Below are 25,929 nucleotides of genomic sequence, written 5' to 3' on the forward strand. Positions count from 1 at the left end.
GGAATTGGCTCTTCTATACTGCTCTTCATGCATGCAAAACGACAACGCAATCTAGAGCTGGCCCACGCCGTGCTGGACTGGAACCAGCGCCACCTGAGCCGTCACACCACGCTGAGCCGCGAGCAGGTCGCCGAATGCTTTGCCGAGCAATTCGTGGTCGAGCCCAACGGCCGCCACTATGCGGCAAGCCTTGAGAGCTATCGCGAGTTTCTCGAAGGCATGAAGCAGGACATGGAAGGCATTCGCTACGACATCCGGCACACCACGGCCGACGAGGACTCCGTGGTCTTTTCCATGGATGTCTGCATCACCAAGGCCGATGGCAGCGCCCAGCACTTTGTCGCCATGCTGCTCATGCGCTTTGACGCGCATGAAAAAGTCAGCCTGTGGCGCGAGGTCTATCTGCCACGCCCCCAAGCCGGCGCGCAGTAAGACCGCTAGCGCAGATAGCCCCCGTCAAGGCACGAGCAAAATCGGCTGCACGGCGCCATGCGCCTCCAGCTGCCTGTGGGCCTGCGCCGCATCGGCCAGCGCAAACTCCTGCGGCTCGCCCATGCGGAAATGCTTTTTGCGCAGCGCCTCGAACAGGCGCGCGGCCATGGCATCGCGCTCTTTGGGCTTTTTGACGAAGTGGAACACCATGGGCCGGCACACGCTGCTCGATTTGGCGGCCAGACGCGCAATCTCCAGCGGCGGCACCGGGCCGGAAGACTGCCCGTACATCACCAACTGGCCACCGATGCCAAGACTGGCCAGCGAGGCGTCGAAGCTGTCCTTGCCCACGCCGTCATAAGCCACATCCACGCCTTCGCCGCCAGTCAGTTGCTGCACACGCGCAGCCACATCCTGGGCGCCCGCACCGCGATAGCGGATCACCTCCACGCAGCCGGCCTGATCGGCCTTTTTTGCCGTGGCATCGCCGCCCGCCGTGCCTATCACCATGGCGCCCAGCTGCGTTGCCCACTGGCTCAGAATCTGCCCCATGCCGCCACCGGCGGCCTGCACCAGAATCCGCGAGCCCTGGCCTACCCTGGCCACCCGGTGCAGCAGCACATCGGCCGTCAGCCCGCGCAGCAGGCTGGAGGCGACCAGCGCGTCGCTGAGGTCATCGGGCACGGCCATCAGCTCGTCGTGCGCAATCACGCGCTCGGCGGCGTAGATGGAATAGGCACCAGAGACATAGCAGACCCGGTCGCCGGGCCTGAAGCGGCTCACGCCGTCCCCGACTTCAGCCACCACCCCCACGGCTTCGATGCCGGGCGTGCCCGGCAGCGCCAGCGTCTTGTAAAGTCCGGAGCGCACATAGATATCGTGAAAGTTCACGCCAATGCGCGTGTGCCGCACGCGCACCTGACCGGCCGCCAGAGGCGGCGAGGCGACCGAGGCGATCTTCAGGACCTCGGGGCCTCCGTACTCCGTCATGACAATGGCTTGATGCGTGGCCTGAATCATGGTTTGCGCTCCTTGATGTTTGAAATCCTCCGAATGTAGCCTGCCGCCGCGCTTGTCCCTGCGCCCCGCTGCGACGCGGCAATTCCCGCACAATGCGCCTCCTGCACACCGCTATTGATTCTTCTATGTCTTTTGCCCCACTAGGCCTGCGCGCCGAGCTTCTGGATGCCACACTTGATCTGGGTCTGCGCGACGCAACGCCGATTCAGACCGAGGCCATCCCCGCCGTGCTGGCCGGGCGCGATCTCTGGGCCTGCGCGCCCACGGGCTCGGGAAAGACCATGGCCTATCTGCTGCCCCTGCTGCAGGCCTGGCTGGCGCAAAAGCGCAGCCACACCGGCTTTGTGCGGCCGCTGGCCACCTTGATTCTGGTGCCCACGCGCGAGCTGGCCCTGCAGGTTCATGAAAGCCTGAGCGACATCACACGCAAACTGCGTGAGCAACCACGCAGCCGCGTGGTCTATGGCGGTGTCTCCATCAACCCGCAGATGATGCAGTTGCGCGGCAGCGCCGACTTTCTGGTCGCCACGCCGGGCCGCCTGCTGGATCTGGTGGAAAACAACGCCGTGCGCCTGAACGCGGTGGAGCATCTGGTGCTGGACGAGGCCGATCGCCTGCTGGACCAGGGCTTTGCCGAAGAACTCAACCGCGTGCTGGCCCTGCTGCCCGCCAAGCGCCAGACCCTGCTGTTCTCGGCCACCTTCCCGCAGAACGTGGAGGCGCTGGCCACCCGCCTGCTGCACGACCCCATTCGGGTGCAGGTCGATGCCGACCAGGCCGCCGAACATTCGGCCAGCCCCGAGAACATCAGCCAGCGCGCCATTGCAGTGGACAGCACCCGCCGCACCCAGCTGCTGCGCCAGCTCGTCAAGGAAGGCGAGAACCAGCCCGAATGGGAGCGGGCCCTGGTCTTTGTCGCCAAGCGCCACAGCGCCGAAATGCTGGCCGACAAGCTCTACAAGGCAGGCATCTACGCCACCACCTTCCACGGCGACATGAGCCAGGGTGCGCGCAAGGACGTGCTCGACCAGTTCAAGGCCAAGCGCTGGCAGCTGCTCATCACCACCGATCTGGCCGCGCGCGGCATCGATATCGCACAGCTGCCCACGGTCATCAACTACGACCTGCCCCGCTCGCCCGCCGACTATATTCATAGAATTGGCCGCACGGGTCGCGCAGGGCACGCGGGTTGCGCCATCACTTTTGTAAGCCCCGCCGACACCGCGCACTGGCAACTGATCTGCAAGCGCAATCAGCTGGAGATCGATCTGGAGCAAGTCCAGGGCTTTGAGCCCACCGAGGCCCTGCCGCCGCCGCCGGTTGCGCAAGATGGCAATGGCGGCATCAAGGGCCGCAGACCCAGCAAGAAGGACAAGCTGCGTGCGGCGGCTGCCGCCGAAAAGCACAAGCCAGCCGATTAAGCTGCCGCGCAAGGCCGAGGACTCCCTCACCGCACCTCATCAAAAAGGCCGCCCCTGCGGCCTTTTGTGCGTCTGACAGAGACCGCCTTCAACCTGGCCGGACGCAGCCGCTCCCTCTTCCTGCCGATTCTTTGACAGAGAAATCTCCAAATTTCCATAAATCCAATTGAAGTTCAATCACTAATAGATAAGAGCTATTCCTACACTGCAAAACACGATAGTCAAAGACATTAAGAAACATGGTTTACATGAATTTCTTAAATAGAAATTGGTACGCCTGGTCCCTTGCCATCGCTGCGAACGCGAGCCAAGGATGTCACTGACCTGTCTGCATGCGCCTGTGAAGCGATGCGGGGGGGAACGGCAATGAAATCGTTGAAAGCACTGGCAGGATTGACCATCGTCATTGCCTGCTCCGCAGTCCAGGCCGATGAAGCCAACCAGACTGCCGAAGCCAATCCGCCTGCCGAGGCCACTCAGTCCGCCGAGGTCAATCAGCCTGCCCAGGTCAGCCAGGCTGCGGGCGCATGGCATATCAACCTGCACACGGTCAGCCACCATTTCAGCGAACGGAAACATGGCAAAACATGGAACGAGGAAAACCTGGGCCTGGGTATCAGACGAGAGTTTTCCAGCAATTTCTCCGTGCAGGCCGGCTTCTATCGCAACAGCATCGACCGCTGGAGCACCTACGCCATAGGCGAGTACACGCCGCTGACTTTTGGCAATCTGCACTCTGGCGTTTATGCCGGCTTGCGCACCAACTACACACGCCCCGTCATGGCGGCCGCCGGAGCCCTGGTGCGCTGGCAGGGTGAGCGCTACAGCGTTACGGTCCGCGCTGCACCGAAGACCTGCGGTCAATGCTCGGCTTTCATTGCGCTCGAGTTCGGCTGGAAACTGTGACCAATTTGTAAAACGGGTAGGGAGCTGCAGTGCACACATTGCCAATCAGCATCATCAGCACCAGTGAGCACGCTAAAGTGCCAGCTCACTGTGCTTTTTGATGCCCCATGCACGCAGACTCGAATTTTGCCCCTATCACACGCCAGCTCGAAAAAAGCCGCCAAGCGCTGCTGGACCTATCCACACGCAACCGGCTGCTGAGCCTGCCTCAGGCCGCCACGGCACGCGTGCTGCATTTTTCGGATGAACGCACGGACGAGGTCTATCGCCTGCTGGCGGGCGAAAGCAAAGCCATGAGCTTTGCGCCGGCAAAGGCCGAGGAGGAGCAAGCGACCGCAGACCCTTCAGAGGCCCCCGCCCTCGCCCTGCCCCAGCCCGAAGAAAGCGTCGACGAGCAGCTCGATGCGCGCGGTGTGGCCCAGCGTCATCGTGACCTGAAGCTGCAGACGCGCCTGTCCAGCGAGAAGCTGCAGCGCCGGCTGCTGGACATGTATTCCGATGCCCGCACCTTCATCGAGGAACAGGGCGTCAACATCTTGTTTCTGGCGCTGGGTCAGCTGCAGTGGTTCGACCGCAATGCCCCCGACAAGCCGCGTTTTGCGCCGTTGATTCTGCTGCCCGTGGCACTGGAGCGCAAAAGCGCAGCCGAGCGCTTCACCCTGTCCTGGCTACAGGAGGATGCGGCGGAGAACCTGTCGCTGGCCGCCAAGCTCAAGGCCGACTTTGGCCTGGAGCTGCCCGAATTCAATGCTGGCGACGACTTCGATCCCCGCGCCTACCTGGCCGCAGTCGCCACCATGGCTGCAGCCCAGCCAGGCTGGCAAGTGTTGCCCGACGCCATGACGCTGGGTTTTTTCAGCTTTGCCAAGTTCCTGATGTACCGCGATCTGGACACTGCGACCTGGCCGCCGGAAAAGCAGCTCGAGCGGCAGGCGCTGATTGCCGCAGCACTGCAGGACGGCTTCGAGGCACGCGAACATCTGTTCCCCGAAGACGCCGATGTGGACCAGTTGATCCCCGTGGACAGCCAGCGCCATGTGGTCGATGCGGACAGCTCGCAGTCACTGGCCATCGAAGCCGTGCGCCGCGGCGAAAGCCTGGTCATTCAGGGCCCGCCGGGCACGGGCAAGTCCCAGACCATCACGAACGTGATTGCGGCGGCGATCGCCGACGGCAAGAAAGTGCTGTTCATCTCAGAGAAGATGGCCGCGCTGGAGGTGGTCAACCGCCGCCTCAAATCCGTGGGCCTTGGACCCGCCTGTCTGGAGCTGCACAGCCACCATGCCAACAAGCGCAAGGTGCTGGAGGAGCTCAAGGCCACGCGCGATCTGGGCAGGCCGCGTGTGGAGCACCGCGAGCAAATCATCCATGAGCTGAGCAACGTGCAGCAGCAGCTCAACTCGCACAGCCGGACCATGCATCAGGCGCTCGCGCCCTGCGCACTCACGCCCTACCAGATCCTGGGCCAGCTGGCGCGGCTGGATGCGGTGCAGATCGCGCATCTGCCCGATCTGCTGCAAGGCGCACAGAACTGGTCACCCGAGGACTTTCATTCACGCCAGCAGATTGCCGAAGCACTGCGCCAGGCGGCGTCCAAGGTGAGCCCGGTGGCCGGGCACCCGTGGCGCGGCGTATGCCACCTGGCACTGCTCAAGCTGGATGCACAACGCCTCGCCCAGCAACTGCCGACGCTGCAAGCAATGCTGGCCCGGTTGCAGCAGGATGGTGAGCTGCTGGCGCAATCCCTGAGCGCGCCGGCGGCGCAAACCATTCAGACCCTGCATGAGCAGATCACGTTGGCGCAGCAGCTCGCCAGTGCCCCGGCCATCGACCGGCAGGCCGTCGCCGGCAGCATCTGGGATCAGGGCCTGGACCAGTTGCACAAGCTGGTGGAATGCGGCGCACGGTTCAGCCAGCAGGCACAGAACCTGCGCAGCAGCTTTGCCGAGTCCGCCTGGACGGCGGACTGGAACGCCCCACGCCAGAGCATCGCAGCACATGGCGACTCGCTGTTTCGCATTTTCAACAGCGGCTACCGCGCAGCGATTGCCAGCCTCAAGGGCCAGCTCAAGACAACATTGCCGAGCTCGCGCGCAGAACGTCTGAACCTGCTCGACAGCCTGATCGAAGCCCAGCAATTGCGCCACAGCCTGAGCCAGCTGCAGATCCAGGGGGCCGATGCCTTTGGCAGCCTATGGCTGGGCGAGCAAAGCAACTGGGCGCAATTGCAGGCCGTGCTGGGCTGGATGGCCGGCCCCGACGGACAGGGGCGCAGTGCCGCTTTTCGCCAGCTCTATGCCCAGCTGCCATCGCCCGCACATTGCGCGGATCTGGCCGTCAAGGCCGATGCATCGCTGCAGGCATTCGAGGACTCTGCGCAAAGCTTGCTGCAGGGCTATCGGCTCGATGCGCAGGAAGCCTTTGGCGCCGCCGACCTGGCCCGCATTCCGCTGACCGCTTTTGGAGAGCGCCTTGTGCAATGGGTCGCCGAGCCCAACGCCTTGCTGGACTGGACCTCATACCATGCCACCCGGGAGCAGGCGCGTGCGGCCGGCATGGCAGCCCTGGTGCAGCAACTCGAGCATGAATCCATTGCACAAGATGCCCTGGCCGCCATCCTCGAGCGCGCGTATTACGAAGCGCTGCTGCGTCAGGCCACTCAGGCTCACCCCGAGCTGGTCGCTTTCAACGGCGATCAGCACAGCCAGAAGGTGCGCCAGTTCCGGGCGCTGGATCTGGAGCGCATCGAACTCGCGCGCGCCCAGTCGGCACTCTCGCATTACGAGCAGGTGCCGCGCAGCGCATCCGGCATGGGCCCGCTTGGCGTGCTCAATGGCGAGATTGCGCGCAAGCGCGGCCATATGCCTCTGCGCAAGCTGTTCAAGCTCGCAGGCGAAGCCGTCCAGGCCATCAAGCCCGTGTTCATGATGAGCCCGCTGTCCGTAGCCCAGTTTCTGGAACCTGGTGCAGTCGAGTTCGATCTGCTGGTGATTGACGAAGCCAGCCAGATCGAGCCCGTGGACGCGCTGGGCGCCATCGCCCGCAGCAGGCAACTGGTGGTGGTGGGCGATGACCGGCAGTTGCCGCCCACGCGATTTTTCTCGCGCATGAGCAGCGAGCAGGACGACTTCGACGACGAGGACGAGAATGGGGACGCCAGCCAGCTCATCGCCGGAGCAGCCGATGTGGAGAGCATTCTGAGCCTGTGTCTGGCCAAGGGCATGCCCCAGCTCATGCTGCGCTGGCATTACCGCAGCCGCCACCAGTCGCTGATTGCGGTGTCCAACCAGCAGTTCTACAACAGCGGCCTCTACGTCGTGCCCAGCCCCTACACGGCCCGCTCTGGCATGGGGCTGCGCTTTCACCATCTGCCCGAAGGCCGCTTTGACAGCGGCGCCAGCCGCGTCAACCGCATCGAGGCCCAGACCATTGCGCGCGCCATCATGCAGCACGCACAGCAGTCGCCGCAGCTCAGCCTGGGCGTGGCCGCTTTCTCGCTGCAGCAAAAAGTCGCCATTCAGGACGAGCTGGAACTGCTGCGTCGCCAGCAGCCCGAGGCCGAGTCCTTTTTTGTCGCCCATCCCAACGAACCCTTCTTCATCAAGAACCTGGAAAACGTGCAGGGCGACGAGCGCGATGTGATCTTCATCTCGGTGGCCTATGCGCGCAACGCGCAGGGCTATCTGCCCATGCGCTTCGGCCCGGTGAGTGCCGATGGAGGCGAGCGCCGCCTGAACGTGCTGATCTCGCGCGCCAAGCAGCGCTGCGAGGTGTTTTCGTCCATCACCGCCGACGATATCGATCTGGAACGCGGCAAGGGCAAGGGCGTGGCTGCGCTCAAGGTATTCCTGCAATATGCGGCCACCGGTCAGCTGGCCCTGGCCGACGTCAGCGGACGCGATCTGGAATCGCCGCTGGAGGAGGATGTGTACCAGGCGCTGACAGAGCGGGGTCTGCAGGTGCAGACTCAGATCGGCATTGCGGGCTTTTTCATCGACCTGGCCGTGGTCGACCCCGAGCAGCCTGGCCGCTATCTGCTCGGCATCGAGTGCGACGGCATGAGCTATCACCACAGCCGCAGCGCGCGCGACCGTGACCGCCTGCGCCAGTCAGTGCTGGAGAGCCAGGGCTGGACGCTGCTGCGCATCTGGGGCTGCGACTGGTTCCGCCAGCCTCGCGCCCAGACCGAGCGCGTGCTGGCGGCCGTCGAAGCTGCCAGGCAGCGCCAGGATGCCCAACCGGTTCAACCGGTAATGGCCCCCCATCAGCCACAGACAACCACAGAGGCCATAGAGCGCGCAACGCAGTCCGATGCCGCAAGCGCCGAGACGGAATCGGCCGCCGGCCCTGACGACAGCCTCTATCAGGAAGCCCGCTTCGACGTTCCAGCCGGAGAGCTGCACAACCAATCCACCGCAAAGCTGGCCCAGCTGATGCACCGGGCGGTGGAGCTGGAAGGACCGATTCATTTTGACGAGCTGGTCACCCGCATGCGTACGCTTTGGGGCCTGCAACGCGCCGGCAGCCGCGTGCGCGATGCGCTGGAGCAGGCACGCCAATCGCTGCTTGTCGACAAGGCACTGGCCGCAGAGGGGGAGTTTCTCGACCTGCCGGGGCGAGCGGTGCGGGTGCGCAATCGTGCAGAGGTAGGCTCGGCCAATCTGCGCCGCATCGATTGCCTGCCGCCAGCCGAGATCCGTGCAGCGATTGCCCAGGCCCTCAGGACCAGCCTGGGCGGCCAGCGCGATGAGCTGCCCGCTGCTGTGGCGCGGCTGCTGGGCCTGAGCGCTGTCACCGCGCCGGTGCGCGAGCTGGTGCTGACGCAGCTCGATGCGCTGCATGGCAGCGGCGCCGTGGCATTCAACGGGACACTGTATCGATTGCAGACCTGAGCCCTGAGCCCTGAGCCCTGAGTCAGCAATGAAAACGCCCTGAAGAAATTCAAGGCGTTTTCATTGCACCAGGCCACATGCCTGCACCACGCTCTGCGTCAGTGGTCGCTGCTGACCTTGTGGTCCTCGCTCTTGGCCTCCTCCATGGCCTCGGGCTCCAGCTCCTCCGCCGAACGATTCAGGTGAACAAACACCCCCCAGCCGACCATGAGCATGCCGACGGCGATGACCAAGGCAGCGGAATACAGCAGCTTCTCGGGCTGCTCCTGGGCCTTGAAGGTGGCAACCAATCCCTCGATGGCAAGAGCGACCACCAGCACCACCATAAAGCGCGAGAGAAAGCGACGCACTCTTGTCGGGCCGCTGATATGGGCGTCGCGCACCACCTCCTCTTCAATCACTGTCTGGGAAATCTGCAGAGCCACCACGCCTGAGGCCAGAATGCCCAGAGCCTCCACCACATGCAGTGTGGCCTCCGGCTGCAGGCCAGCAGCAATCACGGCCCAGGCCTTGGTGACGGCCATCCAGATCAGGCACAACGCCGCCAGGCCGAACAGCAGGGCTATCAGCGAATGGGCCAGGATGTAGAGCCAGTGAACAAACTTCATGAGCAACTCCAAGACCGTGTTTACGATTCATCGCCGTCCATGCTTGCAGACTTGATCTGGCCGCCTCGTAGGACAGTCAAGAAACCTGCTGACTCAATGCAAAGAGCGCCCTGTTTGCCCCGGGCACACCCCAAATCTGCCTACCATTGGCATATGCCTCGCCAGAACACCAGTCCCGCAGAGTTTCCGCCCGCCATTCTTTTGCAGATAACGCAGCTGGCCCAGCACATCGTGGCCCAGCGCAAGAGTCGGGGAGAAACACAGACGCAGTGGGCGCAGCGGCTGGGTATTTCCCAGCCCACCATGGCACGCATAGAGCGCGGCGACCCGGCCGTTGCCATGGCGACCTATGTGTCCTGCCTGTGGCAGCTCAATCCCGAGCTGGATCTGACCCGGCTGCTCGCCCCCAAGGCTCCAGCGCTGGCACCCGCATCCCGCTCGGATGCACCCTGCCTCGACAGGAAAAGAGCTGCGACGCCAAAGAGGGCCAAGTCCGCCGCCGAACCTGCCATCAAGACCGAGAACCACGATGAGCAACAGGCTCAGATCGAGCGCAATTTTGCTGCCGCCAAGGCCGCTCTGGATTTCTTCAAAAGCCCTCTGTTCTGATCGGCTTGCCTAATAACCGGCTGCCTGCGACAGGATGCCGCGAGCCCATCAGTCCCCGAACCGCTCCCGGTAAGCGACAGGTGTGATACCCAGCTTGCGCACGAACAGATGTCTCAGCGCCTGCTCGGAGCCGAGGCCGACCTTGGCGGCCACGGTCTTGAGGGGCACAGAGCCAAGATTCTCCAGCAGCTGCTTGGCCCGCTCCAGGCGAGCGTTTTCCACAAAGCTGCTGGGACTGCAGCCGGTCTCCTGCTGAAAGACGCGGCGAAAGTTGCGCTCGCTCATCGCCGCCTTGCCCGCCAGCAGCGCCAGCGGCATGGGCTGGTCCAGATGCTCCAGCACCCACTGCTGGGCAGCCTGCACTGCGCTGTGCTGCGTGGCCTGTGCTGCCAGGGATACGCTGAACTGCGACTGACCGCCGGGGCGTTTGAGGTACATGACCAGGTCGCGCGCCACCTGCAGTGCCAGCGCATGGCCGAAATCATGCTCAACCACCGCCAGCGCCAGATCAATGCCGGCAGTGACGCCGGCCGAAGTCCAGAGCTGACGCATGCCGTCGCTGTCCTTGATTTCATCGCACACATAGATTGCATCGGCATCCACCTGCACCCGCGGATAGCGCTGGGCAAGCGCCCCGGCCACACTCCAGTGCGTCGCCGCTCGGCGATCATCGAGCAAACCGGCTGCCGCCAGAAAAAAGCTGCCGCTGCACAGCGCGATCATGCGCCCGACCCCGGGAGCCACTCGCGCCACCCAGTCCACCAGCTCGGGCGAGGCCGCCAGCACCTGCTCGATATGGCGCGCGCCCACCAGCAGCACCGTGCAGCCCGTGCCCTCGGCCTCGACCTGCGCCAGAGTATGGCTGGCCTGCAAGCCCATCAAGGTATCCGAAGGCACCAGACCGGCCTGTGAGGCCACCACCCGCACCGCATATCCGTCAGGCAGGCCTTTGTGCCGCAGATGCACATTGGCATAGTCAAACACGGACATGGGACCTATGGCCTCCAGCGCCTTGAAGCCGGGGTAGACAACCAGATCGACGCGGTGGGCGCCAGCGTGATGGTGTTCCATACAAAAATCAGAGCAGTTCGAGCATATACAACCAGCGCTGCAGGCACTTGCAGCGCACAGGCCTAGACTATACGCAAGCCCTCCGGGCACCTGGTTCTGGCAGGTGCATCCACTGCTAAAGTCCGGGGCTTCTGCCCCTTTTTCTGCCCATGATTCCTGGACCTCTTTTCACCCTGCCCATGTTGCTGCTGCTGCTCGCCCCCCTGGTGGCAGCCGGCCTGAGCCTGTGGCTGCTGCTGCGCGGGCTGTTTTGGTGGCTGCGCCATAGGCACACACCCGCCTCTGAACGCCCGCCGTTCTGGCACTGGCCCATCGTGGTGGTGGCGATATTGGCCCTGGCCGGCGATCTATGGGGCCTGGTGCTGGCGCGCAAGCTGGTGCAGATTGAAGAGGCCGTGACGCTGCGGGCCCACTATCGCGAGAGCCGACAGCGCTTTGTGCTGCCCGAGGACTTCCGCTATGGCGAGCTGCTATTTCCCAAAGGCACCCTGATCAATCGCTACGACGCCTTTGACAACGGCGAGCGCCAGCGACCGCTTGGTCTGCGAGGACTGAGTGCGGCGCGCTTTACGCAGCCGGTCCAGATCGCGGGCGCCTGGGTCAGCGCCATCGGCAACGACGCGTTGGAGCTGGCCCGCGACCAGCGCCTCGGCCCGGTATTCCACTTCGACCCCGACGCCAAGCAGGGTTATGGCGCCTGGGTGGTCGACCCGAAGCGCCCCTATCTGGAATGCCGCAAGGGCGATATCGCCAGCCTGCATGTGCCCTTGATCGACTATGACATCCAGGCCGAGTTTCTGGTCGGATCCCCTGACGGCCCCAAGGCGCGCTACCGTCCCAGTCAATGGGGGTTCATCGATTGCCAGGAGGGCAAGCCCGCCATCGAGGTGCAGCCGGCCTATGACGGCCCGGCGCCACCTGACTCACACCTGCCGGTATGGGGGACGCTGATACCGAATGAGGATTGATCTGGAGACGCCAGGCGCACCAATGCGCTCTGCGCCGCCCGGGATGATCCGACTCGGGTGTGGCGACCAGATCTCCCTCGCCCTTTGTCTGTGACGAGGCCAACCCGCTTCATGGCCACATTTGCTGATGCGGTCAACACACCCAAGCGGGCTTGGGCTTGATGACAGACCTGAGGAGCAGCCCTTTTTGCAAAGGAGCTACCCAATCAACCTCGCGGAATCAGCCGACTCATACGCAATGCCGGGCAATGTCGGGCAATGCCGGCCAGTGCCGGGCAGTGCCGAAAATTTCAAGGCTGCAGCGCATGCTGCCTGAACCGCCCGCAAGAACGCGGTCAAGTTGCGGGTGATGCTCAAGGGTCCACCAGCGGCAGGATGGACGCTGGCCATGCCGCCCCGATGATGGCGGCCTCAGCCGGAGTGCAAAGCGGCTGATCAGGATTCATGGCATCGTCAGCCGACGAAAGACGATCCAGCGAACCGTGTGACATTCGGCCAAAGAGCCGCCATCTGCGGCCACGAATTTCCACATGGCTGCGGGATCGCCTACATTCACACTTCACAACCGGTACGCCCAGCCAGGCCTCGGCCCCGCCCCGGGCAGCCACCGCATCCTCAGCCTTCCAAGAAAGACCTGCCCATGAAATCCCGCGCCGCCGTAGCCTTCAAAGCCGGAGAACCCCTGCAAATCGTCGAGATCGACGTCGCGCCGCCCAAGGCTGGCGAGGTGCTGGTCAAGATCACCCATACCGGCGTCTGTCACACCGACGCCTTCACGCTCAGCGGTGACGACCCCGAAGGCATCTTCCCCGCCGTGCTGGGCCACGAAGGCGCGGGCATCGTGGTGGAAGTGGGCGAAGGCGTGACCAGCGTCCAGCCCGGCGACCATGTGATTCCGCTGTATACCGCCGAATGCGGCGAATGCCTGTTCTGCAAGAGCGGCAAGACCAATCTGTGCGTGGCCGTGCGCGCCACCCAGGGCAAGGGCGTGATGCCCGACGGCACGACACGCTTCAGCTACAAGGGCGAGCCCATCTATCACTACATGGGCTGCTCGACCTTCAGCGAATACACCGTGGTTGCCGCCGTCTCGCTGGCCAAGGTCAACCCCGATGCCAACCCCGAGCAGGTCTGCCTGCTGGGCTGCGGCGTGACCACCGGTCTGGGCGCGGTCAAGAATACCGCCAAGGTGCAGGAAGGCGACACCGTGGCCGTGTTCGGCCTGGGCGGCATCGGCCTGGCCGTGATCCAGGGTGCCAAGCTGGCCAAGGCCGGCCGCATCATCGCCGTCGACACCAACCCCGGCAAGTTCGACCTGGCCAGGACCTTTGGCGCCACCGACTGCGTGAACCCCAAGGACTCCGACAAGCCCATCCAGCAAGTCATCGTCGAGATGACGGGCTGGGGCGTGGATCACAGCTTTGAATGCATCGGCAATGTGGAAGTGATGCGCGCGGCACTGGAATGCGCCCACCGCGGCTGGGGCCAGTCGGTCATCATCGGCGTGGCCGGTGCCGGCCAGGAAATCAAGACCCGCCCCTTCCAGCTGGTGACAGGGCGCAAGTGGCTGGGTACGGCCTTTGGCGGTGTCAAGGGCCGCAGCGAGCTGCCCGGCATGGTGGAAGATGCCATGGCCGGCAAGATTCAGCTCGAGCCCTTCGTCACCCACACCATGGGCCTGAAGCACATCAACGAAGCGTTTGAGCTGATGCACGAAGGCAAGTCGATTCGTAGCGTTGTTAACTACGCTGACGCGCAGTAACACCCCTGAGGCGCTGCGCCTGGGCGGCCCGCGCCTTTCCCTTCTGTCTTCGGGAGGGGGACGACAGCATCGCTGCCGGGCGGCGGGGCCGCCCAGGCCCTTGCTTGCTGTCCCTTACTTAGGATGTGCCAGTTTTAGTGCCATATCCTGTACTTTAAATTTCATAGCTGCTTGCACATGCATTGAGCGGCTTTCAGATACAAAACTGCTGCAAACGCTTTATAAATAAGCGCTGGCAGCTTTTCTTTTAGGAGTACGCGCCATGGAACTCAAGAACGCCCACGCCTGCTTTGGTGGCGCTCAGCGCTATTACGAACACCATAGTTCCGAGATCGGCCTGGCCATGAAGTTCTCGGTCTATCTGCCGCCCAAGGCCGTGATGGGCGAGAAGGTGCCGGCCCTGCTCTATCTGGCCGGCCTGACCTGTACCGAAGAAACCTTCATGATCAAGGCCGGAGCCCAGCGCCTGGCCTCCGAACTCAATATCGCACTGATCTGCCCCGATACCAGCCCGCGCGGCGCAGGCCTGGCGGGCGAGGCCGACAGTTGGGACTTTGGCGTGGGCGCCGGTTTTTACCTGGACGCGACCACCAGGCCCTGGGCGCTGCACTGGCGCATGGAAAGCTACATCCTCAACGACCTGCTGCCCCTGATCGGCAGCAAGCTGCCCGTGGACTTGCAGCGTCTGGGCATCTTCGGCCACAGCATGGGCGGCCACGGCGCGCTGACCCTGGCGCTGCGCCACCCCGGCCGGTTCAAGTCGGTCTCGGCCTTTGCACCGATTGCCAACCCCATCAACTGCCCCTGGGGCCACAAGGCGTTCGGCGGCTATCTGGGCGACGACAAGGCCGAATGGGCCAGGCATGACGCCAGCGAGCTGATGAGCGCGCAAGCTTCTGCCCCCTTCCCCGCAGGCATCCTCATCGACCAGGGCCTGGCCGACAAGTTCCTGATCGAAAAGCAATTGCTGCCCGAGGCCTTCGAAGCCGCCTGCGCCCAGGCCGCCCAGCCGCTCAAGCTGCGCCGGCATGCGGGCTACGACCATGGCTACTATTTCATCCAGAGCTTTGTCGACGACCACCTGCGCCATCATGCGCAGCAACTGGGCGCCTGATTCTTTGGAACGGGTTCGCGCGGCCGAGACTGCCCGGCCATAGCTGTCACCCCACACCGGCAAAAGCCGCCTGACGGCGGTTTCTCCTTGATGCGGCCCGGCGCCCGATCAGTCCTCGGAGCGCTCCGATCTTCTCGCGTGCCGCTGCTGCTCGCGCTCATCGGCACGCTGGGTCTGTACATACAGCTGCTCCACCTGTTCGCGCGCCCAGGGCGTCTTGCGCAGAAACTTCAGGCTCGAGGAGATGCTGGGATCCAGATTGAAGCAGCGCACGGGCACGCGGCGCCCCAGTTCGCGCCAGCCGTAGTAATCCACCAGATCGGTAACGATGCGCTCAAGCGTCAGCCCATGCAGCGGGTTGCGCGGTTGTTCTTGGGAAGTCATCAGCGCATTGTCGGGGAATCGCTGCACAAGCGTCTGCTCCGGGGGCAAGCGCCAGGCTGCACAGGCCACAGTGCCCCTCTCCTGCCCAGCCGGGGACATATCAAGTGCGCCACGCCAATGACATGGATTTGGCTTTCCTGCGCAGCGACAAGAGATCACACTTTTGACAACCGGCCTGAGCGGCGGCCAGCCGCAGCGGGCGCGAACGCAGTTTCGCCTCAATGGCCGTGACGAGGCGTGAAGGAGCATCGGATGTCCAACCAACAGCAAGTCCCCGAAACCCGGGGGGTGGCAGTGCAAATGCTGGCCACGCTCGACCTCGGCCCCGAGATCGAAGGCATGGCGGGACGCCAGCTTCGCATGCGTCTGGTGACCATGGCGCCAGGCGGCGTGTTCGGCCCGGTTCACGACCACAGGGACAGACCCGGCATGGTCTATATCCTCGAAGGATGCATCACCGACCATAGAGATGGCGTGGCCACCGACTATGGCCCGGGCGTGGGCTGGCCCGAAGACAGAAACACCACGCACTGGCTGGAAAACCGTTGCACCGTGACGGCGGTGGAAATATCGGTAGACATCATCAGGCTGCAGCCAGGGGCGAACTAGGCGCTTCACGCCGGCGGCTGGCACCGCCTTGCTGCAGCCAGCTCAGGTGGCGCGTGGCGCCTGCACCTCGTAGAGCTTCAGATCCCGCTGCCCGATGCCCAAAGCCGGCCAGGCGGCACGCCAGGCCTGGATATGCGCGGATGCGAAATGTGCATCCAGCGCCGCCTGATCCGCCCACAGCTCCTTCACATGGATCAGCCCCGGCACCAGCACATCCTCGGCATATCCGTACTCGAGACAGCCGGGCTCCGCACGCGAGGCGTCCACCATGGCACGCATGGCGGGCCGGGCAAGGGCCAGATTCTCGGATGGCAAACGCACCGTACCCACGATCAACAGCATGTCTTCTCCCCTTCAGCACAGGCAAACATCGTAGCAAGCAGCGCACACTCACCCTGCCCCGGACGCAAAAAAGGGAGGGCCATGCCCTCCCTGAAACACCTTCCAGGCGTTGATGCTGCTCAGCAGCCCTGGGTCACAGACTCTCAGGCCCGCATGAAAGACTCGAAATAGGCACTCAGTGCAGCGTGGTCGCCCAAGGGCAGCACCTGGGCCACATACTGGTCGGGACGCACCACCACCAGAGCGCCCCGCTGGCGGTCGATGCCGCGCAACTCGAAGATGTCCTGGCCGGCATTCTTCAGATCGGGGCTGAACACCTTTTCATAGTCGATCATTCCCAACTGGCCCTTGGGAGGCAGCAGCAAGGCGGGCAGCGTCTCCAGCGCCACCTCGGTATAGGCCTGCGGGAAGATGGCACGCAGATCGAAGATGCTGTCGATATCCTGGCCGGCCGGCGTGAAGCGGCGCAGCGGCGATGCCGCGTCGCCCTCCAGGAAGCGACACAGCGCCAGCAGGCCGGATTCGGGCTGCGCCAGGTCGTTCTGGCCTGCAAACGCATACAGGCGCCAGCGGCCATCGGCCTTGCCGCAGTGGCCCAGCTGCACGGGCTTGGCGTCCGAAACGCGCACCACCGGCGCGGAATGGAAGCGCATGCCCACCGTGAAGCCGCTGGCCAGTGCCTGATGCGAGGCCTGCCCCGTCAGCAGCGAGGGAGCATAGTGCGTGCCCACGCCGGCCGTGAAGCGGCCGTGCTGCTCGAAGTACTTCTGGAACTCCTTGGGGTCCACGCCGCCCTGGCCGCCTTCCCTGGCCGGGTCGCTGAACATCTTGGCCCATTCGCGGTCAAAGTCGATCAGTTGCTGGGCCACGACCTGGCGCTCGGAGGAATAGGTGTGCAGCAGCTCGGGCGCACATTGCTTGCGCAGCACGGCGGCCAGCTTCCAGCCCAGGTTGAAGCTGTCCTGCATGGAGAAATTCATGCCCTGGCCGGCCTTGGGGCTGTGGGTGTGACAGGCATCGCCGGCGATGAAGACGCGCGGCAAGGGAGAGTCCGGGGTGGCCACGGCATCAGCCACATCGTCATATTTGGCGCAGATGCGCTGGCCGATCTCGTACACCGACCACCAGGGCACATTCTTGACTTCGAGCTTGTAGGGATGGAGCACGCGCTGGGCGGTTGCTATCAGCTGCTCCACCGTGATGTTGCGGCTGGCCACGCGTTCGTCGGCATCGAGCTTGTCCATCTCCACATAAAAGCGCACCAGGTGACCGCCTTCGCGCGGGATGATGAGCACATTGCCCTGCTCGGACTGAATGGCCACCTTGTAGCGCACATCGGGGAAGTCCGTCACGGCCAGCACATCCATCACGCCCCAGGCCTGATTGGCCGAATCGCCGACCAGCTGGCGGCCGATGGCCCGGCGCACATTGCTGCGCGCGCCGTCGCAGCCCACCACATAGCGGGCCTGCACGGTTTCGATCTGACCGGCATGGGCGCCGTCGCAGCGCTCCAGCGTCACGGTGACCGGATAGTCCGCTGCGCCGCGGTCGACCTTCACATCCAGCACGCGGCGAGCGTAGTGCGGCTGCAGACGGCTGGGCGAGTTGCGCATGCGCTCCAGATAGTGGTCGTGCACGCGAGCCTGGTTCAGGATGACGTGGGGAAACTCGGACAGACCGTCTTCCGTGTCCTGCACCCGGCCATGGCGGGCGATGCGGCCGGGCTGGCCGGGGTCGGGCTTCCAGAAAGTGACGTCGTTGATCCAGCAAGCCTCCTTGAGTATGGAGTCGGCGAACTCGAAGGCCTCGAACATTTCCATGGTGCGGCAGGCAATGCCGTCGGCCTGGCCCAGCTCCATCGGACCTTCCTTTTGTTCCACGATGCAGGTGCGGATATCGGGGAAGGCCGCCAGCTGCGCGGCCAGCGTCAAGCCGGCAGGGCCGCAGCCCACGATCAGCACATCAACCTGCGAGGGAACGGCCTCGGTATGGGCATGAGCCAGCGGCGAAGCTGGAGCGATCAAGGGGTTGCCAGGACGAAAACCGTTCAAATGAAACTGCATGGAGGCCTCAAGTTCTTCAAGTGCACAAACGCCAGTGTCTGCACAATCAGTATGCACACATATAGTATGTACACACACCAAATGCATGCATCGTATTATCCGAACCTTGAAATGCCAACCCCACCTAGGGAAAACCATGATTAACTCTGCACTGCCAAACGCTGCCTCAGACAGCGCCAGCAGCCCCTCCTTGTTTCCACGCCTGGAGGTCGAGACCTTTCCCGGCCACGGCATACGCCGCCTGCAGCAAGTGGCAGTGGCCGTGTTCAGCCAGGCCACGGAAGCCTGGGGCGTGACGCCGCTGCAATTTGCCGTGCTGCAAAAACTGGTGCATCTGCCGGGCATCGACCAGCGCACGCTGAGCATGGAAGTGGGCTTTGACAAATCCACCATCGGCGGCGTGATCGACCGCCTGGAAGCACGTGGCCTGCTGCAGCGCCAGCACACCGCCAAGGATCGCCGCGTGCGTCTGCTGTCCCTGACACCCGAGGGCCAGGCCCTGCTGGCCGACGCCGGCCCGTCCGTGCTGCAAGCCCAGCAGCAGATGCTGGAGCCGCTGAGCGAGAGCGAACGCGAGCTCTTCACACAGTTGATGCGCAAGGTCATCGAGCATCACGAGCAGCTCGATCCCGTGGCGCAAACGCCCGCGGGCTGAGCCCCAATCGCACAAAAAAGCCCCGGGCCATCAGGCCTGGGGCTTGGCTGTTCGGTGCCGGGCTCGCAACCGGGCATGCGAGCTCCCGAACCGCGTCCTAGAACGGCATTTTTCCGGCACGCATCTCGGAGGCGATCTGCACCAGCACGGCCGGCAGATCGGCCACGCTGCGCACCACATAGTGGGCTCCGGCCTTTTTGAGCTTGGCTTCGGCTGCAGCGACACGGGCCTCGACCTCTTGCTCGGGTGCCCTGGCAAATTCCTGCACGCTATAGCCGACCTCGTTGCCCGACAGGCTCAGGCCCACCGTCCACATGCCTGCGCGCAGACCTTCCTCGATGCCGGGCACGGTGTCGTCCACCTTCACGCAGGCACGCACATCGCCAATGCCCAGCGCCAGCACATTGGCCAGTGCCATGAAGGGGCCGGGGCGACCGCCGGCTTCGAGCTCGTCGCCGGCCACCACATAGTCGGGCTTGAGACCTGCGCCTTCGGCCTGCGGCAGCAACTGGTTGAGCACCTCGCGCGGATAGCCCGAGCAGGAGCCGACCTTCAGGCCCTGGGCGCGCAGCCATTGCAGCGTCTGCACAGCGCCTTCGATGGGGGCAGAGAACTCGCCCACCTTGGCAATCTGCAAAGGCATGAAGCGCGCGTAGATGGCATCCACATCCTCGTTGGTCGGTGCACGGCCAAAAGCGGTCTGCCACTGCGCAGCAATGCTTTCATCCTGCAGCAGCTGATGGATATGGTCCCATTTGGACAGGCCCATGGGGCCGCGTGCCTGGGCCAGGGTGATGCTGATGCCGAAGCTGGCAAAGGCTTCGACAAAAATCTGCGTGGGTGCGAGCGAGCCAAAGTCCACCAGCGTGCCGGCCCAGTCGAAGATGACGGCTTGCAGCGGTGACAGATCGGCAGAGGGTTGTGACAGGGCCTGGGTTTCAGCTTGAGCGATGGAGTTCATGGTTTTCAGTGGAGGCTTGAACAGGATGGAAAGCGAAAAGGTGTAGACCTTCCGGTACTCAGCTCAGAGAGCGAATGAAGTTGCGCCCGCGCGGTCCGCTGGCGGCTTTTTGCACCATGGCGCTCCAGGCCCGGGGCTGCACGCCATAGTGGGCCGGATCGGTGGCAACGCCAAGCCCTTGCAGAACGCTGCGCAGACGTTCGATGGCTGTGGCTGGCGTGCTGGCATCGAAGATGGAGAGCAAGGCCGCATCTGCCGCAGCGTCTGCGCCCAGCGCCATCTCCAGCACCAGGGGCAGACTGAACGAGCAGGCCAGGCCGTGCGGCACGCCATGCTGCAGCGTGATGTCGTAGGACAGCGAATGCGCCAGAGCAGTCTTGGTGTTGGAAAAAGCCAGGCCGGCCATCAGCGCTGCCTCGGCCATCTCGCTGCGCAGCTGTGGGTTATCCAGATCCTGCATCAGCGCGGGCAGCGTGGCCAGGGTGCGGCGGGCCGACTGCACGGCCAGCGCCATGGACACCGGGTTGCGGTTCACATTCCAGATGGATTCCAGCGCATGCGACAACGCATCCAGCCCCGAGGCCAGGGTGGCGCCTGCCGGCAGGCTGGTCATCAGCTCGGCATCGATCACCGCCGCCTCGGGCCAGGTGCAGGACTGGTGCAGCGAATATTTCTGGCCGGCGGCCTGATCCCAGATCGTGGCCCAGGGCGTGACTTCACTGCCTGTTCCGGCCGTGGTGGGGATGGCGATCAAGGCCTTGTGCCCTCCCAGCCCCAACTGGCCGCCCTGCTTGAGCAGCGCCAGCAGATCGGCAAACCGGCCAGCTGGCGTGTGGCAGATCAAGGCCTTGGCTGAGTCGATGGCGCTGCCGCCGCCCAGGGCCACGATCACGGGCACCTCGGCATGGTCACGCTGCACCTGCTCGTACAGCGGCGCCAGCCACTGCACATCGGGGTTGGGAGCAATGCTGTCGATCACGCCGCGCAGTTGCGCTCCCAGCAGCTGGCGCATGCGCTGCACCAAGCCCAGGCTTTCGGCCTCGGGGAAGGTGACCAGCAGGCAGCTGCGCCCGGCCAGCAGGGCCGGCAACTGATCGAGACTGTTGCGACCCACGCTGATGTGTACGGGGTTGTGATAGGTCCACACGGGAAGTCCCTTTGAGGTTTTTTGAGCGAAATCAGCCCTTAACGCTTATGCAAAAAGCGCCAACAGCTCATATTTTTGATTTTTCAAGGACTGCGGCGCACGTCGGCACCGCAGCGAAATCAGTGGCGAGCGCCCTGCTGTATGCGGCTGCGCAGCCAGTTGGATGCCATGTCGGCGGCAATCACCATCACCGTGATGACGATGATGCAGGTCGCGGTCTCCTGGTAGCGGAACAGCTTGAGGCTGCTGACCAGCTCGAAGCCCAGACCGCCCGCGCCCACCATGCCCAGCACGGTGGCCGAACGCAGATTGACTTCAAAGCGGTAGAGCACCACGGCAATCCAGGCGGTGATGACCTGGGGCACCACGCCGAAGGCGATGATCTGCAGCTGGCTGGCACCGGCGCTGCGCAGGGCCTGCAGCGGCCCGTCGTCGATCTCCTCGATGGCTTCGGCAAAGAACTTGGCCAGCATGCCCATTCCATGCAGGGCCAGGGCCAGCACGCCGGGGAAAGGGCCCAGGCCCACGGCCGAGACAAACACCAGCGCCAGAATCAGCTCGTTGATGCTGCGGATCACATTGAGAAACTGGCGCGTGATGCGACGCAGCCAATGCCAGCCGTGCAGATTGCCGGCCGCGACAAAGGACAGCGGAAGCGCCAGAATCACGCTGAGCAAAGTACCCCAGATGGCGATCTGTATCGTCTCCAGCGCCGGTGCCCACAGGCGCGGCAGCATGCTCCAGTCGGGCGGCACCGAACGCGAAAGAAAGTCGCCAATCTGCGGCATGCCGCCCGCCAGCTCGCTCCAGCTCATCTGCGCGCCTGCTGCGCTCCATTGCAGCACCCAGGCGATGACCAGGGCCAGCGCGGCATAGCCCAGCCAGCCGCTCTTGCCTTGCGGGCGTGCGGCCGTCCATTGCCAGCGGTCTGGCGTGTGCTTCAAACTGTGGCTGCTCATTGCATACCTCCTGCGGCTGCGGCTGGCGACATCACCCCTGGCAGCCAGTTGCCGGCTGCGGTGCTGCTGACATGCAGCGCGCTGCCCTGCTCTGCCGCATGTCCGGCGGGCTGAGGCTCGCCGCTGTAGATGGCGTTGAGCGCGGCCTCGTCCAGCATCGCCGGCGCGCCGTCGAACACCATGCGCCCCTGAGACAGGCCGACGATGCGATCGCCAAACTCCCGCGCGTAATCGACCTGGTGCAGATTGCAGACCACGGCAATGCCCAGCTCGCGCGTGGCATCGCGCAGATACTGCAGCACGCTGCGCGCGGTCTTGGGATCCAGGCTGGCCACGGGCTCGTCGGCCAGAATTACCTGCGGCTGCTGCGCCAGGGCACGGGCAATGCCCACGCGCTGCATCTGCCCGCCCGAGAGTGCCTCGGTGCGCTCATCGGCCTTGTGGGCCAGTCCCACGCGCTGCAGGCAGGCGTCGGCCAGTGCGATATCGCTTTGCTTGAACAGCTGCAGCACCGAGGCCAGCGTGCCGACCTGACCCAGCCGCCCCGTGAGCACGTTCTTGCGCACCGACAGGCGCGGCACCAGATTGTGGTGCTGGAAGACCATGGCCACATGGCGGGCCAGCTCGCGGCGCGAGTGCCTACGCATCAGGTCGATGCCGCCCACCTGCAGCTGGCCGCTGTCGGGCTGGTTCAGCCCGTTCATGCAGCGCAGCAAGGTGGACTTTCCCGCCCCCGACAGGCCCAGCATGACGACGAACTCGCCGGCCTTCACATCCATGTCTATGCCATGCAGCACATGGTTGCTGCCATAGCTTTTGCGCAGATTGCGGATGCTGATCATTTCATCTTCCCGAGGTCCAGATTCAGTGCCTTGGCGGTCTGGCGCACCACGTCGTAGGCCTGATCGTTGGTGGGCGCAAAACCGTTGAGCTCGCCACGATCGCCCCAGGGCAGGCCCTTGATCTCGGCCAGTGCCGCTGCCACCTTCTTCTTGGTGGCTTCGTCGAGGTTCTTGCGCCAGGCCATGGGCGACTCGGGGATGTCCTTGGAGCGCCAGATGACCTGGAAATCCTCGGCCTTCACATGGCCCTTGGCCACTGCCGTCTGGAAGATGGGATCGGCCACGGCCGCTGCATCCACCTTGCCGTTGGCCACGGCCATGATGCTGGCGTCGTGCGAGCCCGAGAAGATCACGCGGGAGAAGTACTTGTCGGTATCGATGCCCTCGCCCTTGAGGCCGGCCTTGGGAAACAGATGGCCCGATGCCGAGCTGGGATCGACAAAGGCAAAGGTCTTGCCCTGCAGCTGGGGCACGGTGCCCAGGCCCTTGTCCTTTTTGCTGATGATGATGCTGTTGTACGAGCTCTTGCCGGACTTCTTGGCCACGGGAATGGCAAAGGCCTCGGCATTTGCCAGCTGGCTGGCCAGCACATAGGAGAAGGGCCCGAAATAGGCCACGTCGATCTTGCCCGAGCGCATGGCCTCTATCACGCCGTTGTAGTCATTGGCCACAAAGGGCTTGATCTTCAGGCCGGTCTTGGCGGCCAGCTGGTCCATCACCTGCTGGCTGGCGCGCATCATGGCCTGGGCGTCCTCGGAGGGGATCAGGCCCACGCGCAGCTCGGTGGGCTGTTGCGCCATGACGCCGGTGGTGGCGGCAAGCGTCAGGCTGGCGGCTGCGGCCTTGAGCCAGGTTTTGCGGGTCATCGTCATGGATTTCATCCTTTGCAAGTGCGTCTGTGGAGTGCGGCTGGGCTGCCGCCATCGCACCGTCATTGCAGTGCGTTGACGCAAATATTAGGGACGACATATGACTGTCATGTGAAGGTTTCAGAATCAGTTTTGACAGCTTCCATAGATCAAACCTTGAGATGAAACCTGCATGAGCACCGCCCGCTACCGAGCCTTTATCGCCGTGGCCCAACAAGGCAGCCTGAGCGCAGCCGCCCGCGCCCTGGGCGTCAGCCAGCCCACGGTCTCCAGCCAGATCGCCACGCTGGAGCGGCAAAGCCAGATCGAGCTCTTCCATCGCCAGGGCTATCGCATGACGCTCACTGGCGCCGGCCACAAGCTCATGACGCTGGCGCAGAAGCTGCTCGTACTGGAGGCTGAAACCGAGTTCTTTCTGCGCGACTCGGGCCAGCTCAACCAGGGCGAACTCAAGATCGGCGCTGTGGGGCCGTTTCATGTGATCGAGATGGTGGCTGCCTACAGCGCCCGCCATCCCGGCATGAAGCTGTCGATCCGCATGGGCAACTCGCAGCAGGTGCTGCATGATCTGGAGAACTACACCACCGATGTCGCGGTACTGGCCGGTCTGTATGACAGGCCCGAGCTGCGGGCGCGCGAATATGCACGCCACGCCATCATCTTGTTTGCCCATGTCGATCACCCGCTGGCAAGGCGCGAGCAGGTCGAGCTTGGCGAGCTGCACGGCCTGCCGCTCTTGCTGCGCGAGCAAGGCTCGACCACGCGCACGGCCATAGAGGCAGCACTGCAGGCGGCCGGTGTGAAGCCCCTCACCCAACTGGAGATCGGCAGCCGCGAGGCCATACGCGAGGCCGTGGCGCGCGGCCTGGGCATCGGTGCCGTGTCCGAGGCCGAATTCATTGCCGACCCGCGCTTCAGGCCCGTGCGTATTGCCGGCGACCCGGCCAGCACCACAACCTATGTCTACTGCATGAAGGAGCGCAGCGAAAGTCTGCTGGTGCGATCTTTCTTCAAGGCCATTGAAGGTAACGGTGGCCCCGATCTGACCGCTGTCCGGCAGACCGCTCCAAAACCCTTGAACGCCCCAACGGCCAAGAAGCTGGCGTAATTCGTCAAACCCTCTGCCCTCCTTGCGCCGAGAATTTTTGACAGCGCTGCTCGGGCAGTCAGCTCCCCGCCGGCGACAGGGCTGCAGATTTGCCCTCGACAAAGCACTCTGCGCAGAGCGTTCATGGACGCAGCGGACAGGCTGCCGGGCAGTCAAAACAGAGGAGACAAAGATGAAGCAAACCATGCCCTGGAGGGCCATTGCACTGACAAGCTGCCTGAGCCTGAGTGCTGCCACCATGCCGTTGACAGCCAATGCTCAGCAAGCGCCCTGGCCCGCCAAGCCCATACGCCTGGTGGTCGGCGGCCCGGCCGGCGGCAATGCCGACTCGCTGGCGCGCCTGCTGGCCGACGGCATGCAAAAGCAGCTGGGCAAGCCGGTGATTGTCGAATCCAAACCCGGCGCTGCCGGCGTACTGGCCGTCAACGACCTGCTCGCCAACGGCAAGGATGCCCATACGTTCTTGCTGATCCAGGGCGGCATCGTCAGCGAGACGCCGCTGGCCTACAAGGTCAGCTATCAGCCTTTCAAGGATCTGAAGCCACTGGCCCAGCTCAGCCGCAACGGCCTGGTGCTGATTGCCAACAAGGACTTCCCGGCCAGCAATCTGCAGCAGCTAGCCGACTACGGCAAAAAGCAGTCCGACGGACTGGACTTTGCCTCGTATGCCACGGGCATGCGCGGCCATACCTCGGGCATGCTGCTGGGACAGTTGCTCAATATCAAGATGAAGCACCTGGGCTACAAGGGCTCTCCCCCGGCGCTCAGCGACCTCATGGGCGGCCATGTGCCGCTGATGATGGACGGGCTCACCACCGCCCTGCCGCTGATCAAGGCCGGCAAGGTCAAGCCGCTGGCCGTGAACTACCCCGCGCGCATGGTGCAACTGCCCGATGTGCCCACCTTCAAGGAACTGGGCTACCCGCAGCTGTCCGAGGTGAGCTGGTTCGGCGTCTGGTCGCGTCCCGATATCCCTGCCGATGTGCAGGCCAGGGTCAGAGAGATCGCGCTGCAGTATTTCAAGCAGCCCCAGATCGAAGCCAGGCTCAGGGACATGGGCATGGAGTCGGGCACCGACGCACCCCCGGAAGCGCTGATGAGCGAACTGCAGAAGGCCTTTCAGCGCCAGCAGGCCTTGCTCAAATCAATTGACTACCAGCCTCAGTAAACAGTTCAGGTGCCCAAAA

General features: G+C 64.0%; 23 protein-coding genes. 12 read left to right on the top strand and 11 right to left on the bottom strand.

Features of this window, described 5'->3' with window-relative positions:
* The first annotated feature begins 27 nt into the window (after window positions 1–27).
* Window positions 28–432 carry a nuclear transport factor 2 family protein gene (locus tag P353_RS27115; protein WP_198529177.1) on the top strand — a complete coding sequence of 135 codons (405 nt, stop codon included), beginning with the start codon at window positions 28–30 and terminating at the stop codon, window positions 430–432.
* Between the two features lie 24 nt (window positions 433–456).
* On the opposite strand, the gene P353_RS27120 is transcribed toward P353_RS27115, so the two are convergent.
* Window positions 457–1,452 carry a quinone oxidoreductase family protein gene (locus P353_RS27120; protein WP_034376534.1) on the bottom strand — a complete coding sequence of 332 codons (996 nt, stop codon included), beginning with the start codon at window positions 1,450–1,452 and terminating at the stop codon, window positions 457–459.
* 125 nt (window positions 1,453–1,577) lie between these two features.
* Here P353_RS27120 and P353_RS27125 point away from each other — a divergent pair, with 125 nt between their 5' ends.
* From P353_RS27125 to P353_RS27135, 3 genes are all read left to right on the top strand, one after another.
* The gene (locus tag P353_RS27125) at window positions 1,578–2,873 is read left to right on the top strand and encodes a DEAD/DEAH box helicase (RefSeq protein ID WP_034376535.1); all 1,296 of its coding nucleotides are present in this window, start codon (window positions 1,578–1,580) and stop codon (window positions 2,871–2,873) included.
* Between the two features lie 366 nt (window positions 2,874–3,239).
* A complete protein-coding gene (locus P353_RS27130; protein WP_034376536.1) occupies window positions 3,240–3,779 on the top strand; it encodes a hypothetical protein in 540 nt (179 codons plus the stop codon).
* Window positions 3,780–3,886: 107 nt separating this feature from the next.
* A complete protein-coding gene (locus tag P353_RS27135; protein WP_034376538.1) occupies window positions 3,887–8,671 on the top strand; it encodes a DUF3320 domain-containing protein in 4,785 nt (1,594 codons plus the stop codon).
* 98 nt (window positions 8,672–8,769) lie between these two features.
* Here P353_RS27135 and P353_RS27140 read toward each other — a convergent pair whose 3' ends face one another.
* Window positions 8,770–9,279, bottom strand: coding sequence for a hypothetical protein (locus tag P353_RS27140; protein ID WP_034376539.1), 510 nt, complete (start codon window positions 9,277–9,279; stop codon window positions 8,770–8,772).
* Between the two features lie 153 nt (window positions 9,280–9,432).
* On the opposite strand from P353_RS27140, the gene P353_RS27145 reads away from it, so the two are divergent.
* The gene (locus P353_RS27145; protein ID WP_034376542.1) at window positions 9,433–9,888 is read left to right on the top strand and encodes a helix-turn-helix domain-containing protein; all 456 of its coding nucleotides are present in this window, start codon (window positions 9,433–9,435) and stop codon (window positions 9,886–9,888) included.
* A gap of 48 nt (window positions 9,889–9,936) precedes the next feature.
* Here the strand turns inward: P353_RS27145 and P353_RS27150 are convergent, their stop codons facing one another.
* Window positions 9,937–10,959, bottom strand: coding sequence for a GlxA family transcriptional regulator (locus tag P353_RS27150; protein WP_034376544.1), 1,023 nt, complete (start codon window positions 10,957–10,959; stop codon window positions 9,937–9,939).
* Window positions 10,960–11,138: 179 nt separating this feature from the next.
* Between P353_RS27150 and P353_RS27155 the strand changes: the two genes are divergently transcribed.
* From P353_RS27155 to fghA, 3 genes are all read left to right on the top strand, one after another.
* Window positions 11,139–11,927 (top strand): hypothetical protein, encoded by a 789-nt coding sequence (locus tag P353_RS27155; RefSeq protein ID WP_034376545.1) that lies wholly within the window; start codon window positions 11,139–11,141, stop codon window positions 11,925–11,927.
* Window positions 11,928–12,567: 640 nt separating this feature from the next.
* A complete protein-coding gene (locus P353_RS27160; protein WP_034376547.1) occupies window positions 12,568–13,689 on the top strand; it encodes an S-(hydroxymethyl)glutathione dehydrogenase/class III alcohol dehydrogenase in 1,122 nt (373 codons plus the stop codon).
* A 262-nt stretch (window positions 13,690–13,951) separates the two neighbouring features.
* Window positions 13,952–14,803 (top strand): S-formylglutathione hydrolase, encoded by an 852-nt coding sequence (fghA, locus tag P353_RS27165; protein ID WP_034376550.1) that lies wholly within the window; start codon window positions 13,952–13,954, stop codon window positions 14,801–14,803.
* A gap of 108 nt (window positions 14,804–14,911) precedes the next feature.
* Here fghA and P353_RS27170 read toward each other — a convergent pair whose 3' ends face one another.
* Window positions 14,912–15,187 carry a VF530 family DNA-binding protein gene (locus P353_RS27170; RefSeq protein ID WP_034376628.1) on the bottom strand — a complete coding sequence of 92 codons (276 nt, stop codon included), beginning with the start codon at window positions 15,185–15,187 and terminating at the stop codon, window positions 14,912–14,914.
* A gap of 252 nt (window positions 15,188–15,439) precedes the next feature.
* Between P353_RS27170 and P353_RS27175 the strand changes: the two genes are divergently transcribed.
* Window positions 15,440–15,796 (top strand): cupin domain-containing protein, encoded by a 357-nt coding sequence (locus P353_RS27175; RefSeq protein ID WP_034376552.1) that lies wholly within the window; start codon window positions 15,440–15,442, stop codon window positions 15,794–15,796.
* A 42-nt stretch (window positions 15,797–15,838) separates the two neighbouring features.
* Here the strand turns inward: P353_RS27175 and P353_RS27180 are convergent, their stop codons facing one another.
* Together P353_RS27180 and P353_RS27185 are read right to left on the bottom strand one after the other, a co-directional pair.
* Window positions 15,839–16,138 (bottom strand): putative quinol monooxygenase, encoded by a 300-nt coding sequence (locus P353_RS27180; RefSeq protein WP_034376554.1) that lies wholly within the window; start codon window positions 16,136–16,138, stop codon window positions 15,839–15,841.
* A 143-nt stretch (window positions 16,139–16,281) separates the two neighbouring features.
* Complete coding sequence (locus tag P353_RS27185; protein ID WP_034376556.1) at window positions 16,282–18,201, bottom strand: FAD-binding monooxygenase; 1,920 nt, start codon at window positions 18,199–18,201, stop codon at window positions 16,282–16,284.
* Window positions 18,202–18,337: 136 nt separating this feature from the next.
* On the opposite strand from P353_RS27185, the gene P353_RS27190 reads away from it, so the two are divergent.
* Window positions 18,338–18,856 (top strand): MarR family winged helix-turn-helix transcriptional regulator, encoded by a 519-nt coding sequence (locus P353_RS27190; RefSeq protein WP_034376558.1) that lies wholly within the window; start codon window positions 18,338–18,340, stop codon window positions 18,854–18,856.
* 97 nt (window positions 18,857–18,953) lie between these two features.
* Here the strand turns inward: P353_RS27190 and phnX are convergent, their stop codons facing one another.
* From phnX to phnD, 5 genes are all read right to left on the bottom strand, one after another.
* The gene (gene phnX, locus P353_RS27195; RefSeq protein WP_034376559.1) at window positions 18,954–19,817 is read right to left on the bottom strand and encodes a phosphonoacetaldehyde hydrolase; all 864 of its coding nucleotides are present in this window, start codon (window positions 19,815–19,817) and stop codon (window positions 18,954–18,956) included.
* Between the two features lie 58 nt (window positions 19,818–19,875).
* Entirely contained in the window at window positions 19,876–20,964 is a 1,089-nt protein-coding gene (psrA, locus tag P353_RS27200; RefSeq protein ID WP_034376560.1) for an iron-containing alcohol dehydrogenase PsrA, read from the bottom strand.
* Between the two features lie 119 nt (window positions 20,965–21,083).
* Window positions 21,084–21,923, bottom strand: a complete 840-nt coding sequence (phnE, locus tag P353_RS27205; protein ID WP_034376561.1) for a phosphonate ABC transporter, permease protein PhnE — start codon at window positions 21,921–21,923, stop codon at window positions 21,084–21,086.
* Window positions 21,920–22,765 (bottom strand): phosphonate ABC transporter ATP-binding protein, encoded by an 846-nt coding sequence (gene phnC / locus P353_RS27210; RefSeq protein WP_034376563.1) that lies wholly within the window; start codon window positions 22,763–22,765, stop codon window positions 21,920–21,922. The genes phnE and phnC overlap by 4 nt, the downstream gene beginning before the upstream one ends.
* On the bottom strand, window positions 22,762–23,637 hold the full coding sequence (gene phnD / locus P353_RS27215; protein WP_034376630.1) for a phosphonate ABC transporter substrate-binding protein: 876 nt from the start codon (window positions 23,635–23,637) through the stop codon (window positions 22,762–22,764). The genes phnC and phnD overlap by 4 nt, the downstream gene beginning before the upstream one ends.
* 169 nt (window positions 23,638–23,806) lie before the next feature.
* Here phnD and P353_RS27220 point away from each other — a divergent pair, with 169 nt between their 5' ends.
* On the top strand, window positions 23,807–24,742 hold the full coding sequence (locus tag P353_RS27220; RefSeq protein ID WP_034376564.1) for a LysR substrate-binding domain-containing protein: 936 nt from the start codon (window positions 23,807–23,809) through the stop codon (window positions 24,740–24,742).
* 172 nt (window positions 24,743–24,914) lie between these two features.
* Complete coding sequence (locus tag P353_RS27225; RefSeq protein WP_034376565.1) at window positions 24,915–25,910, top strand: Bug family tripartite tricarboxylate transporter substrate binding protein; 996 nt, start codon at window positions 24,915–24,917, stop codon at window positions 25,908–25,910.
* Window positions 25,911–25,929 lie beyond the last annotated feature (19 nt).

This window comes from Comamonas testosteroni (assembly GCF_000761245.1).
Classification (GTDB): Bacteria; Pseudomonadota; Gammaproteobacteria; order Burkholderiales; family Burkholderiaceae_C; genus Comamonas; species Comamonas testosteroni_C.